12 protein-coding genes are annotated in these 15,479 nt (G+C 63.5%); 9 read left to right on the top strand and 3 right to left on the bottom strand.

Annotated elements, in window-relative coordinates; all coding sequences use genetic code 11:
• Window positions 1-81: 81 nt before the first annotated feature.
• From ACT89H_RS25940 to ACT89H_RS25930, 3 genes are all read right to left on the bottom strand, one after another.
• Complete coding sequence (locus ACT89H_RS25940; RefSeq protein WP_445111279.1) at window positions 82-966, bottom strand: alpha/beta hydrolase; 885 nt, start codon at window positions 964-966, stop codon at window positions 82-84.
• Window positions 966-2,468, bottom strand: coding sequence for an FAD-binding oxidoreductase (locus ACT89H_RS25935; RefSeq protein WP_445111278.1), 1,503 nt, complete (start codon window positions 2,466-2,468; stop codon window positions 966-968). The genes ACT89H_RS25940 and ACT89H_RS25935 overlap by 1 nt, the downstream gene beginning before the upstream one ends.
• A gap of 63 nt (window positions 2,469-2,531) precedes the next feature.
• Window positions 2,532-3,701, bottom strand: coding sequence for an FAD-dependent monooxygenase (locus ACT89H_RS25930; RefSeq protein ID WP_445111277.1), 1,170 nt, complete (start codon window positions 3,699-3,701; stop codon window positions 2,532-2,534).
• A 461-nt stretch (window positions 3,702-4,162) separates the two neighbouring features.
• Here ACT89H_RS25930 and ACT89H_RS25925 point away from each other — a divergent pair, with 461 nt between their 5' ends.
• The 9 genes from ACT89H_RS25925 (at window position 4,163) to ACT89H_RS25885 (ending at window position 15,281) form a co-directional block, all read left to right on the top strand.
• A complete protein-coding gene (locus tag ACT89H_RS25925; RefSeq protein WP_445111276.1) occupies window positions 4,163-4,885 on the top strand; it encodes a FadR/GntR family transcriptional regulator in 723 nt (240 codons plus the stop codon).
• 101 nt (window positions 4,886-4,986) lie between these two features.
• Window positions 4,987-6,141 carry a sugar ABC transporter substrate-binding protein gene (locus tag ACT89H_RS25920; RefSeq protein ID WP_445111275.1) on the top strand — a complete coding sequence of 385 codons (1,155 nt, stop codon included), beginning with the start codon at window positions 4,987-4,989 and terminating at the stop codon, window positions 6,139-6,141.
• 25 nt (window positions 6,142-6,166) lie between these two features.
• Window positions 6,167-7,687: a sugar ABC transporter ATP-binding protein gene (locus tag ACT89H_RS25915; RefSeq protein ID WP_445111274.1), complete on the top strand. Its 1,521-nt coding sequence runs from the start codon at window positions 6,167-6,169 to the stop codon at window positions 7,685-7,687.
• Window positions 7,684-8,712, top strand: coding sequence for an ABC transporter permease (locus ACT89H_RS25910; protein WP_445111273.1), 1,029 nt, complete (start codon window positions 7,684-7,686; stop codon window positions 8,710-8,712). Before ACT89H_RS25915 ends, ACT89H_RS25910 begins: the two co-directional genes overlap by 4 nt.
• A 64-nt stretch (window positions 8,713-8,776) precedes the next feature.
• A complete protein-coding gene (locus ACT89H_RS25905; protein ID WP_445111272.1) occupies window positions 8,777-12,262 on the top strand; it encodes an indolepyruvate ferredoxin oxidoreductase family protein in 3,486 nt (1,161 codons plus the stop codon).
• Between the two features lie 241 nt (window positions 12,263-12,503).
• Window positions 12,504-12,761: a hypothetical protein gene (locus ACT89H_RS25900; protein ID WP_445111271.1), complete on the top strand. Its 258-nt coding sequence runs from the start codon at window positions 12,504-12,506 to the stop codon at window positions 12,759-12,761.
• Between the two features lie 542 nt (window positions 12,762-13,303).
• A complete protein-coding gene (locus tag ACT89H_RS25895) occupies window positions 13,304-14,518 on the top strand; it encodes a flavin reductase family protein (RefSeq protein ID WP_445111270.1) in 1,215 nt (404 codons plus the stop codon).
• Window positions 14,518-15,021 carry an Lrp/AsnC family transcriptional regulator gene (locus tag ACT89H_RS25890; protein WP_445111269.1) on the top strand — a complete coding sequence of 168 codons (504 nt, stop codon included), beginning with the start codon at window positions 14,518-14,520 and terminating at the stop codon, window positions 15,019-15,021. Before ACT89H_RS25895 ends, ACT89H_RS25890 begins: the two co-directional genes overlap by 1 nt.
• Window positions 15,018-15,281 (top strand): hypothetical protein, encoded by a 264-nt coding sequence (locus ACT89H_RS25885; protein WP_445111268.1) that lies wholly within the window; start codon window positions 15,018-15,020, stop codon window positions 15,279-15,281. The genes ACT89H_RS25890 and ACT89H_RS25885 overlap by 4 nt, the downstream gene beginning before the upstream one ends.
• The last annotated feature ends 198 nt before the right edge of the window (window positions 15,282-15,479 follow it).

Genomic DNA, 15,479 nt, shown 5'->3' with positions numbered 1-15,479 from the left:
GGCTTTGTGCTCGTGGGGTTCGGAGAGTTGTGGTGTCAACGTGGCGGAAGGCTGGGGCACTGGATTTCAGTGTCGCGACCGTCAAGCGTCACCCGATTCGCCCAGCACCATTCGTTCGACGGCTGCGGCGACCGGAGATTCGCGGTCGGCCAGGCTGATCCCGGTCTGGAGGTGATCGGCACCGGGCAGTTCGATGACGTGGGGTGCTATATCACGGTCGCCGAGTGCCTCGAGGAGTGACTCGACATGGTTCTTGAAGAAGTCAGCACTTTGACCGATACGTTGTGCCTCGGGGTAGCCGTAGGCCACGATCATGCTGCCCGGCACCATGTCGATGCGGCTGACCACGTTGGATTCCACTGGGCGGACATCGTGATCGGGGTAGGCGGGGTCGGTGACCTTCGCGTCGTAACCCCCGCTGAACAATGCGACGCCTTTGATGACGTCGTGCGGTAGTGAGTACTTATCGATCCAGTCGTGGCGCATCGAGAGCGCGGCGATGATGTTGGCGCCGGCTGAGTGGCCCGAGGCGAATATCTTGGCCGGGTCGCCGCCGAACCCGGAGATGTTGTCCACCACCCACTTCAGCGCCTGCGCGACGTCGTCGACATTGTGCGGATAGGGGAACTCCGGCTCGAATCGATAGCCGACGCTGACGAACACCGCGCCACGTTGTACCAGAGGCTCACCGAGGTATCCGTAGTGCGACGGGTGTCCCTCTTTGAACCCTCCCCCGTGCACATAAATGAGCACGGGGGCATGGTCGGCGTCGATGGGCGCGAACACGTCGAGGATCTGGAAAGCGTCGTCGCCATAGAGGACGCCCATCTCGGACTTGACGGTTCGTGCGAACTCGAGTGTTCGCTGGTAGCCCTCGAGGTAGAAGGACCGCCAGTCGGGTTCGAACAGTTCAGGCGACAGGTACGTCTTGTACCCCGAAGGGTCACATGGGCGTGGGGTGACCATCAGGCGCCCGTGATCCCGTACTTGCCAGGAGCGATGACTCCCTGGGGATCGATCGCCGACTTGATCGCACCCGTCAGTCGGGCGAGCCCGGCCAGTCGTTCGCCGCCGCGTTCGTGCCAGTCGGTGGGTGCCCGGCCGATCGGGTAGCCCATCTGGTCATATGCCTCTACCAGGGCGGCATAACAGTCGTCCATGCGTTTACGTTCGGCCTCGTCCTCGCGGTCGAACATGATGATGTGAAGCCCGCGGGCGGCTCTCGGTCCGCAGACCAACTCCACCATGTAGTCGAAGCCGTGCTCGTTCAGGATCCGCCGCGAGACATCCTGGTGCTCTGCGGCCACCTCGCCGACCATCGGCGTGGCAGGAAGGAACCAGGTTGCGCCACCGTTTCGCCAGTCCAAGAGGCCCAGCTCCGATTCAGTCGGTTCGCCGCTGAACGTGTCGAGATGGATCTTCAGGACCGGCGATGCCTCGATCTCCTCGTGCGAGATGTACCGGGCCTTGCCCGAGGCCTCGAAGTGAGAGCGGACGCGTTCGATCATCGGATCAAGGGCCTCGAAGCTCGGGCCGTAGAACGCACCCGTCACGGTCCATGCGCCGACGCCGTGTTTGGCCCGGAGCTCGCTGCGCAGCGAGTCCGGAAGCGGCACGCGACCTTCGGTTCTGTCGTAGGGGTACCTTTCCTCGGTGCCGATGCCGTAGAGGTCGCTCGTGACCTTGATCAGAGTGGGGACCACGTTCGACAGCTTGAGGGGACGCACGAGGTCGATGATCTCCGCGAGGTCACCGTCGTCAGGAAAGGTGAAGCCGAACGAACGGATGACCGCAGGCCGTGGCAGGAGCCAGATTGCGGCCCGAGTGACGATGCCGAAGTTCGACTGTGAGAAGAGTCCGTCGAGCAGCGGGCCGAAGCCGGACTTGTTGAGGTACTTGCTCTTCGAGGCGAGCAAGGACCCGTCGCCGGGGGAGAATACCTCTCCGTTGGGCAGGACGACGTCCATGCCGGCAAGCATTCCGAAATGGTCGGCGTACGGGGTGTATCCGGCACCGCGGTCGAGCGCGTTGCCGAGCACCCCACCGTCCGGGGGGCCTGATGTCGCGCTGATCATCAGCTTGTCGCCTAGTTTCGCCATCTCGGCCCGCAGTTGCCGGAAGGTCACCCCGGGCTCGATGACCGCATAGCCGAGAGTCTCGTTGACCTCGAGAACCCGGTTCATCCGCTTGCCGAGGTGCACCACGACCTGACCGGACCGCACGGGCGAGTACTCGCCGAGTCCGAGATTGTGACCGGTGCTCGTCGGCCATAGAGTCACCCCGTGCTCGTTGGCCAGGCGTACCAGTGTCTGAACGTCTTCGGTTGAGCTCGGGAACGCCACGGCGGCCGGCGAGACATCACCGCTCGGCAGGCGGTTGTAGCCATACGCGCTCAGGTCTTGCGGGGAGGTCGATACGGCGTCGTCTCCCAGCGCCGAACGAGCGGCTGTGACAAATGCTTCTGACATTTCTATTGTGGGCCTTTCGTTTTGGTGCACCGGTCGACCCCAACGTCGCCGGGTCGACTGCGATTACGCTTTGATAACCGCGGGAGGGAACCACTGCGCGACATCGGCCGATGTGCGGTAGATGTCCTCGGGTGCGAGACGCGGCCAGGTACGGTTCCGTTCCTCCGTGTCGGCCTCGCTCGACTCATGGCTCATGCGACGGATGTCTTCCGCAATGCGCGCCAGCTCGCTCACGCGGGGCTGCCTCTGCTCGTCGTATCGGGCGAGTGCGGCCGCGATGTCGCCGGGGCTGTCGATCAGGGCGACGGCGAGCACGACCGCGTCCTCGAGTGCCGTACAACCGCCCTGGCCCAGGTGGGGCGTCATGCCGTGGCCGGCATCTCCGACCAGCACCAGTTGATCGTGCACCAGGGTCGACGGCACGACGGGAAGCGCGTTGATGTCATGGTGGAGGACTGCCTCGGCAGTGTCGATGAGTGCGGGAATCGGCTCGTGCCAGTCGGCGTACAGCTCGCGTACGGCAGCTCGCTCGTCTTCGTTGCGTTGGCCCGGAGGGGTGAGGCAGGACGCGTACCAGTAGGTTCGCCCGTCGGTAAGGGGGAGGTATCCGAACTCCATTCCGGTCCCGAAGGTTTGGACGATGCTGTTGCTGAACTCCTCGGGAGTCGGCGAGACGCCGCGCCAGGCCGTGGAGCCGGTGTAAGACTCGTTCGGAAGGTCGGGCCAGTACTGCTTGCGGAGCCGACTTGCGATGCCGTCCGCGACAACCACGACGTCTGCGTCGTCGAGCACGACGTCGTCGCCGCTGCGGAGAAGCCACTTGCCGTTCGCGCCCGGCTCGGCTGCGGTCACGGCAACGCCCAGGCGGATGGCATCGTCGGGCAACCCCGATCGAAGCAGCTCGTGCAAGTCGGCGCGGTAGAAGCCGTAGATCTGGCCTCCCCAGATCTTCCGTACGGCGGCGCCGCTGATCTTGGTGAGACAGGCGCCGGAAGTCGCGTGGAGAGAATGACCGACGTCGAAAGGCGGCAGGTCCCGCAATTGGTCGGCAAAGCCGAGCGCCTCCAGCGCGCGCATTGCGTTCGGGTACATGCTGATGCCCGAGCCGACCGGTCCGAACTTGGGCGCGCACTCTAGAACGGTCACTTGCCAGCCACCTCGGAGCAGACCCACGGCGGTGCCGAGGCCCGCGAGGCCGGCGCCGACAATCGCCGCGTGCTTCTTAACGCTCACAACTCTGTCCTCCTCCTGGTTGCCGACACATGAAGTCGACTTCGTGTTCCGCGCTTGCGCACCGGGTAACAGCTCACGTCGTTGTCCGACTGCTGGGTGCTGATCGTGCGGGGCATGTCCCCCCATGGCGGCCGACCGAACTGCCCGAGTGGCTTCCTGCCGATGGGCTGTGGACATCATGCTTTCGTTCAAACCGCCGCGCAAGTCTTTCTATAATTTTTCGATCGTAAATTTTTTGTAATCCAATGAATGGCTGGTCCAGGACATGGACGCGCTGAGAGTGACGAATGTGTTTCGATCGTAAAAAGTTCGAAGCAAACGGTTGACGTGATGTACGTCTCTACTTATGGTCCTACCATAACGCGGCAGGGACGTTCGGCCAAGCAACTTGAGAGGTGCAGATGACCAGGGGACCGTCAAGTGACGTTTCTGGGCCGCTCGAGCCCGTGAATCGTCCGCGGGTGTTCGAGAGCGTAGTAGCCGAGATCGAGCGCTGGATCCTCGTCGGCAGGCTTCGGCCGGGGGACCGCTTGCCGAACGAGCGCGACTTCGCCGAGATGATGCAGGTCAGTCGAAATTCGATCCGCGAGGCGCTGCGGGTGCTCGAGATGTTCGGTGCCATCGAAACGGACAACAGCCGCGGCCGTGCGTCAGGTTCGAACGTCGGGAGCGGCGCTAGCGTGGGGGTTCGCAGCACACTGCGCTTACACACTCTTCTGGGAGGCGTTCCGCTGCGCGACATCGTCGAGATCCGGGTCCTTATCGAGGCACAGGGCGCCTACAAGGCGGCGTCCTCGGCGACGCCCGAAGACTGCCGTCGCCTCATGGAAATATCGGCCAAGGTCGAGCATGCCAAGACGGCCGCGGAGGCGAACGCCATCGACACGGCTTTTCACGCCGAGCTGGCGCGAATTGCCGGCAACAGGCTCGCGCCGGCCATGGTCGAAGGGCTACGCGAGGCCATGGTGCGCGATCTGCTGAAAGGGTTCGCGCGATTGTCCGACTGGCGCGCCGAATTCTCCAAGGGCGCTGACGAGCACTCGGAGATCGTGCGCCTCATCGGCGAAGGAGAGGCGGCGAAGGCATCCGAAGCCATGCGCGCGCACTGCACCCAGTTGTTCGATCGGCTCGAGCTCGGCCAACCCCCCCTTATCTTGGACCAGCGGGCCATCACTGTCACGTGACGAAAGTCGCCTGCTGGTATCACCAAACCTCGGCGCAACCGAGGAGTTCAACCCATTTGGAGGCATTCGTGTCTGGAGCACCCTCTGTCAAATGCGGTCCGATGCGCAAACTCGCCGTCGCAGCCGTCCTCTCCATGCTGGTTCTTTCTGGCTGCAGCCAGGCCGGCAGCTCGAACCTGAAGGCATCTGAAAGCGAGGTCAATGCCGGGCTTGACCAGGCGAAGGCAAACCTCGAGAACCTGATATCCGGCGCGAACTCGACCCCCCCAGGCGCTGGCGGACCAGCGCCGGTAGTCGGGAAGAACGTCTGGATGATCAACATCGGCGTGCAGTCCGCAGGAAGTTCACGTTGGGCTCGTGGATTCTCGGAGGCAGCGGAGCTGATGGGCTGGCACACGACCGTCTACGACGGCGAGTACACCGCGTCGAAATGGGTAGAGGGGCTCCAGCAGGCCGCCGCCGCAGGTGCTGACGGCATCGTGCTCGCTGCGATCGACTGTGCTTCGGTCAAAGCACCCCTCGAGCAGGCCAAGAAGGCCGGCATCAAGGTCGTCGGGTTGTCATCCGCCGATTGCAACGAGGTCGACCAAGGCGCGGCGAGTCTGTTCGACGGAACCGTTCAGTACGCAGTCGGCGGGTTGAAGGACTTCTCCGAGAGTCTTGGCGCGGCGCAGGCCGACTGGATCACTGTCGCGACCGGGGGCGAAGGAAAGATCATCAACATGACCTACAGCGAGTCGGTCCAGAACAACTGGCAGGACCAGGGCTTTACTGCCGAGCTCACAAAGGTCTGTCCCAACTGCGAGATCGTCAAGGGAATTGACATCGTCACGACGGACCTCTACGGAACGGCGGTTAGAGAGAAGCTGGAGCAGGCGTTCCTGACTCGCCCGAATGCCAACGGGTTGGTGGTTCCTTTCGACGACGTCATGACGACCAGCGGCGGCAGCGGCGCCATCCCTGCCTCCGCTAAGAACACAGTCAAGGTCGTTGCCACGGGAGGCGCCTCTGCCGCAGCATTCGAACAGGTGCGGTCCGGTAAGGGGCTTGACGCCATCGCCGGTAGCTCCTTCGAGTGGGAGAGCTGGGCCGCGGTGGACAGCATGAACCGGCTCTTTGCCGGCCAGCCGGTGGTCAGCTCGGGGCAGGGAACGCTCCTGATCGAGAAGGGCCACAACGACGAGTCCACGACCGGGTCCTACAACTCGCCGATCGACTTCCGGGCGGTCTACCGCAAGGCGTGGGGTCGTGGCTGACGCCGCCAGCACCGCGTCCGGTACGGTGCCGCTGCTGAGTATTACCGGGGTCCATAAGGCGTACGGCGCGACGAAGGCACTGAACGATGCCAAGCTGCATGCGCACCGAGGAAGCATTCACGCGCTCGTCGGCGGGAACGGCTCGGGAAAATCAACGCTTATCAAGATCCTCGCCGGCGTCGTATCGGCCGATACTGGTCGCCTCGCGCTCGGTGGCGAAGTTCGAGACCTCCGGTCGCACTCCGCGCACGATGCCAAGATGCTGGGCCTACATTTCGTGCACCAGGAGAATTCGACGTTCCCCGACCTCTCCGTGGCGGAAAACCTGTCGGTCGGGCGGGGCTACGAGGTCGGGATCGCGGGACGGATCAGATGGTCGGCTGTCCGACGACGTGCCGTCGACGTGCTGGAGCGTTTCGAGATCTCGGCCAGTCCAGATACGCGACTCGGCTCGCTCAGTGGCGCGACCCAGATGATGGTCGCCATCGCCCGTGCGCTGCAGGACACCGACGAGACCCACAATGGCGTCCTTGTCTTGGACGAGCCGACAGCCAGCCTGCCGACGCACGAAGTCGATGTACTGCTGACGGCACTGAGGAGGTATGCCCTCCAAGGGCACACGATTCTCTACGTCACGCACCGGCTGCAGGAAATCTTGGACTACGCCAACGAGGGCACCGTACTGAAAGACGGGAATTTTGCCGGGACCTTCGATCCCCGTGAGGTGGAGCACGACGAACTCGTCACGATGATCATGGGGGAGCCCATCGCGCCGATTGTCGCACGGCCGTCCAGGGAGTCGACCATCATCGACAGTCCCCGCAACGATGTCGTCCTCCGAGTGGCCGGCGTGGGCAGTCCTACTACGGATTTGATAGTCCACGCCGGCGAGGTCGTCGGCGTCGCGGGGATCCTCGGGTCTGGTCGAACTCGACTGCTCCGCCAGATCTTCGGTGTGCTGCCGCTCGAGGGCAGCTCGCTCGAGGTGGGAGGTCGACGGGTGAAGCCGCGCGGTCCGACGTCCGCGATGCAGCACGGCATCGCCTACGTGCCGGAGAACCGACCGGAGGAAGCAGCGTTCAAGGATCTTTCGATCAGCAAGAACATCTCCATCGCGATGCTGCCCCGGCACACGAAGCTGTGGCGGGTGAGCGCGCGCAGTGAGCGACAGACTGCGTCGTCACTGGTTCGCGACCTCGGGGTGAAGGCCGCCTCGGAGGAGGCTCCGCTGTCGTCACTGTCGGGCGGCAACCAACAGAAGGTGATTCTCGCACGGTGGCTGCAGCGCAAGCCCCGCGTGCTCCTGCTCGACGAGCCGACTCAAGGGGTCGACGTGGGCGCTCGCGCCGAGATCCACGCACTGATCCGATCCGCGGCTCGGGAAGGAATGGGCGTGGTGCTGGTGTCATCGGACTTCGAGGAGTTGGCGGCGGCCTCAGACCGCGTCGTTGTGCTCCAGGACGGTCGCATCACCGCCGAAGTGCGTGATGCCCCTATATCCGAGGCGGAACTCAACGAACTCGTCTACTCGGTGGAGGAAAAATGACAATGCAGCGTGAATCGACCCGTGCATCGACGACGCGTTCCGAGGCACCGTCAAGGAGCAATGGTGTCTTGAAACATCGAATCCTGGCCTTCGTCGAAGCCTACGCACTCCTCATAATGGTGTTCGTCATCGGCCTCATCTTCGCGCTGCTGCCGTCCACCAGCGAGGTCTTCCTCAGCTCGGCGAACCTGCGAATCCTCGTGGCGAACCAGGTGGTGCCAGCGATCGTCGCCCTTGCGGCGCTGCTGCCCCTTATCTGCAACGAGTTCGACCTGTCGGTCGGTGCGACGATGGGAGTTGTCGCCATCTTCGCCGCCGCCCTCCTCTCGGGAGGTGCGTCGATTCCCGTGGCCCTGGTCGTCAGCGTCGCGATCGGCGCTCTGGTCGGCCTCGTCAACGCTTTGCTTGTGACGCGTGCGGGTGTCACCGGTGTGGTCGTCACCTTGGGCACCTCGACATTGATCGCAGGTGTGGTCGCTCAGAAGACGGGTGGCCAAGCAGTTGTCGGGAACATCCCCGAATCGCTGCTCACCTTCGGTGCCGACAGCTTGTCCGGTGTCCCGCTCGTTGCCTGGGCCTTCATCGGGCTGGCGCTCGCCGTTTACTTCGTCCTCGAGCACACGCCCTACGGTCGGCAGTTGGACGCCCTCGGCTCCAACGCAACTGCTGCCAAACTGGTCGGCCTGCGGATCAAGTTACTGATTGGTTCGACGTACCTGTTGGCCGGGGTGCTGGCGGCGATTGCGGGCCTGATCTACGTCGCACGGGCGGGCGGCGCGGATCCGTCCGTCGGTCCGCCCTTCACGCTCACGGGACTTGCCGCTGCATTTCTGAGTGCGGCCGCGGTGCGGCCGGGCAAGTTCAACGTCTGGGGTGCGGTCGTGGCGGTCCTATTCCTCGCCGTCCTCAACAATGGCTTGTCCCTGGCGGGAGCTCCACCCCACGTCACTGACTACGTCAACGGTGGTGCCCTCATTGTGGGCGTCGCCCTGGCCACATACCTCTGGCGCCGACGGTCGACTTAACCCTTCGCCCAGCATTCTCATTGTCACCCACACTCTGCGTTCACTCGCGCAAAGGAAACCTTCGATGACCATCGACACGGCGGTCACGCCGCGTAACGACTTCACGCTCGACGACCGCTACCTCCAAAACGAAGGTCCGATCTTCCTCACGGGCATCCAAGCCCTGGTGCGGACGGTGCGTGACCGTGCACTGCTCGATCGCGAGCGCGGCCACATTTCGTCGTCGTTCGTGTCTGGCTACGAGGGCTCCCCGCTCGGCAGGTACGACCTCGAGTTCACGCGGCGACTCCGCTTCATGACGGACCTCGACGTTGTCTTCAAACCCGCCGTCAACGAGGAGCTGGCGGCCACCTCGGTACTCGGCACCCAGCTTGCAGGTCAGGTCGGCACACTGCGGACCCACGGGGTGACGGGATACTGGTACGGAAAGGCCCCTGGTCTCGACCGAGCCGCAGACGCTGTGCGGCACGGCAACTTGATCGGGACCGATCCCTCTGGCGGTGTCGTCGCCATTGTCGGCGACGACCCAGGCGCCAAGTCGTCGAGTGTTCCGTGTGCTTCGGAGTCACAGCTGGCGAGTCTTCTGGTTCCGACGCTCTACCCGGCCGACGTTCAGGACCTGCTGGACATGGCGCTCCATGCGCCGTTCATGTCGCGATACTCGGGTCTGTGGTCCGCTCTCAAGGTCGTCACCAACGTCGCCGACTCGGCAGGAAGTGCCGTCGTCGGAGGTGGTCGCGTAGCTCCACTGCTTCCCGAGGTCCCGACTTCCGGTCCAGGTCTATGGAAGCCGACGGCCAACCTGTTCGCGCCGAATCTCATCGACATGGAGCAAAACCTCTTCGAGATCCGTCTTCCGAGAGCGATCGAGTACGCGCGGCTCAACGGGTTCGACAAGGTGGTCATCTCGGGAAGTCAGGACCGAGTCGGCCTGGTCGCCGCCGGCAAGACGTATCTCGATCTCCGCGAGGCGCTCAGCCGGTTGGGCTTGGCGGAGCGGGACCTGAACAAGGCTGGCATTCGGGTCCTCAAGCTCGACATGGTCTATCCCGTCGACGAACAGGTCGTTCGTGAATTCTCGCGAGGTCTTCGCGAGGTGATCGTGATCGAGGAGAAGCGTCCGTTCCTCGAAGACGCGATCCGCGCGATCCTCCAGCGCCAGACCGATGGACCCGTCGTGCTCGGCAAACAAGACCCTGACGGTGCTCCGTTCATTCCCGTGTTCGGCGAGCTCGACCCGATGATCATCGCGGACAAGCTGGGCCGGCGGTTCGTCAACCGCTACGAGATCGAGGTCGCGGACCGACCGACTAGCACACGGCCGGTCATTTCACTTCCCCTGCTGAGCCGAACTCCCTACTTCTGCTCTGGGTGTCCGCACAACAGCTCGACCAAGGTGGCTCCAGGAACCATCGTCGGCGGCGGGATCGGGTGTCACGCGATGGTCCTGCTGATGGATGAGAGCACTCCGACCGGCAATGTGCTGGGGCTGACGCAGATGGGCGGCGAAGGCGCCCAATGGATTGGAATGGAACCGTTCCTCGACAAGAACCACTACGTCCAGAACCTGGGCGACGGCACCTTCACACACTCGGGGAGCCTGGCCCTCCGGGCCGCAGTGGCGTCGGGGGTCGACATGACCTACAAGCTGCTGTTCAACGGTACTGTCGCCATGACGGGCGGACAGGACGCTGTCGGCGCCTTCTCGCTGAAACGGCTCGTGGAGCTGCTTCACGCCGAGGGCGTCGAGAAGATCGTCGTGACGACCGAGGACCTCGAGCGCGTCCGCCGTCAGCGGCTTCCCCGGAACGTCGCAGTGCGTCATCGCGACGACCTGATCGCCGTGCAGGAGGAGCTGGCGGCGGTGAAGGGTGTCACGGTCCTGATTCACGATCAGGAGTGTGCGGCCGAGAAGCGGCGGAAGCGAAAGCGAGGCACCCTGCCCACGCCCAGCCGGAAGGTCGTCATCAATGAACGGGTGTGCGAGGGTTGCGGCGACTGCGGCGCCAAGTCGAACTGCCTTTCTGTCAGGCCCGTCGAGACGGAGTTCGGTCGGAAGACCCAAATCCACCAGTCCTCGTGCAACGTCGACTATGCGTGTTTGAAGGGCGACTGCCCCTCGTTCGTCACCGTTGAGCCGGGCGCGGCCGCGTCGGTGGCGCCGCCCGAGCCGCTGAACGCTGACAGTTGCGTCGAGCCGGACCAGATCTTCGATGCGTCGGACTTCTCGATGCGCATCATGGGTATCGGCGGCACGGGCATCGTCACTCTGTCCCAGGTGCTGGCGACTGCGGGCTTCCTCGACGGCGCCGCTGTCCGCAGTCTCGACCAGACCGGTCTCGCGCAGAAGGGCGGTGCCGTCGTTTCGGATGTCCGTTTGAGTGCGGCTTCGGGGGAGCGTGCGGCCAAGGTGACCGAGGGGCAGTGCTCGCTCTACCTGGCCTGCGATTCCCTGGTCGCGACGGACGCGGTCAATCTCGGGGTGACTTCTCCGAATCGGACCGTTTCGGTCGTGTCGACCGCGGAGGTCCCTACGGGTGCAATGGTCGTTGATACAGGTGTGTCCTACCCGGAGATCGAGCGATTGAGGTCGGTCTTCGACCGCAGTTCGTCTCGTACGATCTTCGTGAACCCCGCAGAGATCGCGGCCAGGCTCTTCGGAGATGAGCAGTATGCGAACTTCGTCCTCGTCGGAGCCGCCTACCAGGCCGGGGCGTTGCCCATCAGCGCCGGCTCGATCGAGCGCGCGATCGAGCTCAACGGTGTAGAGGTCGATTCCAATATTCAAGCCTTCCGCCGCGGACGGCAGGCTATCGCTGATCCAGAGGCGCTCGAGACGGAATTGTACGGAGATACGGCTGGTACCCCCTCCAAGCCGTCACCGTCCTCGGTCGATGAGTTGATCCGCTCGAGGCACGCGGAGCTGGTCCGCTTCCAGAACACGAAGTACGCGGCGAGCTACGAGGAGTTTGTGCGGCGTGTTCAGGAAGCCGAACACCGTGTGGATCCCACCTCGGACGACTTCACCTCTGCCGTGGCCCGGAACCTCTTCAAGCTGATGGCCTACAAGGACGAGTACGAGGTCGCGCGGCTCTCCTTCGATCCCGAGTTCGAGGCCAAGCTGGAAGCCGAGTTCGGCAAAGGCGCCAAGCGCTACCTCCAGCTCCATCCGCCCGTCCTCAGGGCACTCGGTATGAAGCGGAAGATTTCCCTGGGCCGGTGGTCGGACCCGTTCATGAAGGCTCTCGCTCGAATGAAGTGGCTGCGCTTCACCCCGTTCGACCCGTTCGGCTACGCCAAGTTGCGACGGATCGAGCGCGAACTCGTAGGGGAATACCGAACGTCCATCGAGCGGACGCTGCAGCACCTGTCACCGGCGACGTTGTCTACGGCGGTTCAGATCGCGGAGCTTCCCGACGTCATTCGTGGATACGAGGAGATCAAGCTCGGCAACGTGAGTACCTATCGCTCCCAAGTCGAGCTGTTGATCCACCAGCTCGAAGGCGAGCACGCTGCGCAAGCGGCACAGGCAGCGGGTGGGCATCGCTGACTCGGCGATGTCCACCCGAGGCACCGGCTGCCGGTGACGATAAGGACTTCTACTGACTCCGAACGCACATGTTTTTCCTTGCCGCGGACAGTCGGAAACAGGCGCGCAGGGGGCCGGTTGAACGCACATATCTTGCCAACAGCGCCGCTCCAGTAGCGAGGCCCGAGTTATATCTGTCGAATGGGTTCCGCATCGTGCGCCACAGTCCTCGACTTCGGGGCCCAGAATCTAGGAGAACCTGTTGCTGATCGACGTAGATCTCAGCGTAGTGCCACCTCGCGTCACGATGCGGGAGGCGCACGACGTCGCCAATCTCAAGATGGTGGTCAATCGGCCAGAGCACGCACAGATCCAGCGCGACGAGCTGATCCGCCTCGCCGGCTCCGCGGCTTCCGATCCGGGATGGGTCGAAGGCCTTGATGAATCCCTCGCGAAGGCTGCCAAGTATGGATGGGTCACAGAGGAGGGAATCCGCACACACGTCGAGTGGACGTCATGACGACGGTCGTATCCTCGAGTCCGCTCTCGACTTCACGGCTCACTGCTTCGCGACCTTCAGCGCTTCCCAGGAGATGACTAGTGGGAAGCCGAGATGCCGACCAATACTTACGTCACATTGCGGGACGCCTTTCCCGACATGAAACTCACGAAAGTGCTGACGGTCGCGCAAGGCGACTGGGTGACCTACGGGTGGGGAGCTATCGGCCACCACTCCGCGACATACTTCAACGTTCCCCAACCGGCAAGTACGAACTACGGGAATCACCATGACGCGAGGTCTCGGCGGCGTCATCGTTGAGGAGCACTCGTCGTGGAACGATGTCGACGTGATGTACACAATTGGCATCCTCCCTATTTCCGACCTACGGTGACGGAAGTGCTCGCAGGCGGCACCCGTCTTCCCGTCCATCCCACGTCAACCGCGCAGAGATCAGCGTGGCGTCTACGGCGTCGTTCGGCTGACAAGCACCCGATCCCATCAGGCAATCGAAGCAGGACGTCGGGCGCCATGCTCGACGTCGACGGAAGGAACTGACGGCGATGGCGGTGCCCCCGACCCCTCAGGCTGGTCCGGACGGGGAAAGATCGCCGGGCAGCCTGGCGTCAGCCGCCGCTCGGTTTCCGGTTGGCGCGTGCGTCCTCTCATACATGAAGTCAGGCGAACCGGTCGCAGTCTCTGTCTCCTCGCTGACCGCTATCAGCGAGAACCCCGCTCGAGTCATCATCGTCCTGACCGGAGCAGAAGCGATCGGCACCTCTGCACAGGCTGAGTTCAGTATCAATGTGCTCTCGTCCCATCACGCACAGCTGTACCGATCCCTCCCGGCGGACCAGGAGCAACGACTCGATGAGTCGGTCGGGTGGCGACTGACGACCCGCGGCGTGCCCGTCCTGAACCACGTGACCGCCTGGATGGAAGCAGTGCGTGAGCGCGTGGTCGAACTGACGCCTGAATGCGTTGTCTTGGTCGCAACCGTCCGTGCCCATGGAGATAGCAGCCTCGCTCCGCTCGTTGTGGTCGATGGCGGGCATGGAGTGTTGGAGACCTCCAGCCTGCAAGCGCAAGGTCACGACGTCACAGAAGCCCTAGCCCTGGTCGACCTGGTACGCGACGAGATGGAGGCCGTCGCGAGCGACCTCGAGTGTCGGGTCGTAGCACAGGCTCTCGTCGACGACCAGCACGTCTTCCTCGCGAGTGCGGGACACCTGTACAACTACTCGGGACCCGCCATGCGGGTGGGCGACCGCACCGCCGCTATCCCGCCGTCGGGTGCCATCTTCGTTGCCTGGAGCGGCGAAGAAGACGTTGAGCACTGGCTCTCAATTCTCGACCGGTCGCCGGATCCGGAAGGCGCGCGGGCTGACGGACGGGCACGGTTGCGCGGTGTTCGCACGCGCGGCTTCACCGTCGCCCTCCATCAGGACACCCACGACCGCTTGTGGGAGCTCACCACTCAGGGAGCTATTCCGGCTCGACGCGAGGACGTCGATGATGAGCAGTTCCAGCTGTTGACGACGCTGGCGGCAGACCCGGTCGACTTCGGACCTTCTGACGTTCAACGCGTGGAATGGCTCGCGCTTCCCGTGTTCGGACCGGATGGGAACGTGGTGCTCGCGCTCGGTATCGAAGGGCTCGAGGCCCCTACAGACTGGGCGGAGTTCGAAGGTCGGCTGGCACGGCTGGAGGAGGCCTCGAGCCGTGCGACACAAGCGCTGGGTGGTCGGCTTCCGCTGATTGCCACGAGTGAGGCCTGATGACGCAGGAACAAGCGGTGCCGGATTCGGCTCGCAGGGCCCTCGATAAGGTCGACCTACAGATCCTGGAACTCCTGCGGCTGGACGCCCGTCGCACGGTGACCGACATCGCGACCAGAGTCAACCTGTCCCTCGCACCGGTGAAGCGACGAATCGACCGACTGGAACAGATCGGCATTATTCGTGGGTACACCGTTGTCATCGACCGTGGTGTGCTACAGCCGTTCGTCGAGGCGTATTGCCATATCCGAGTCACTTCTGATGGCACCGACGAGTTGGCCGTGTGGATGCGTGACACATTCCCGGGTGTCCAGGAGATAGCCGCGGTCGCCGGCGATGATGACCTCATTGCTCGTCTTCGAGTGGATGGGGTACCGCAGTTGCAGCGTGTGATTTCCACGATTCGCGCGCAGCCGTGTGTTGTCTCAACGCGAACCATGGTTGTGCTGAGCACGTGGGATCAGAACGGAACGGGCGGCGCTCCGGATAACAACCAGGTTTGAGTCCGGCCACTACCTGGTTTGGCGAGCCTTCGGCAGAGAGCTATACCGGATGCGATCTCGAGCTTGGCGAGTCCCTGGCCTGCGCACGCGTGGGTCTTGAAACCGAACGTGAGATGGTCGGTGGCGGCGCGCGTGATGTCGAACTGGTCGGCGGTCAGGAAGACTTCATCGTCGACATCGCTCTGGACCTCGCGGCCGGTTCGGCGCTACCGCCGCTGCGCGAACTACAGCGGTTGCGGTCGATATCAATTCGGTTCTAGCCTGAGCAATTCGACGGCAACCGATGAGACTTGCCACTTGGAGCCTTCACCGTGTCGATGACAGTGCCCCGATCCTCCGGCAACTCCCGGAAGTCCACCGGTATTCATGAAAGGCGGAGCCGGCCCCCTTCGGCGGAGGATGCGGCACCCGCCCGGACCACGCCAAACATGTTAGTGAACTGATTCTGTACGTGCGAT

It is taken from the genome of Nocardia aegles, assembly GCF_052545135.1.
Note: the sequence above shows the minus strand (reverse complement) of the source record. Positions and strands in the feature narration are given on the sequence as shown.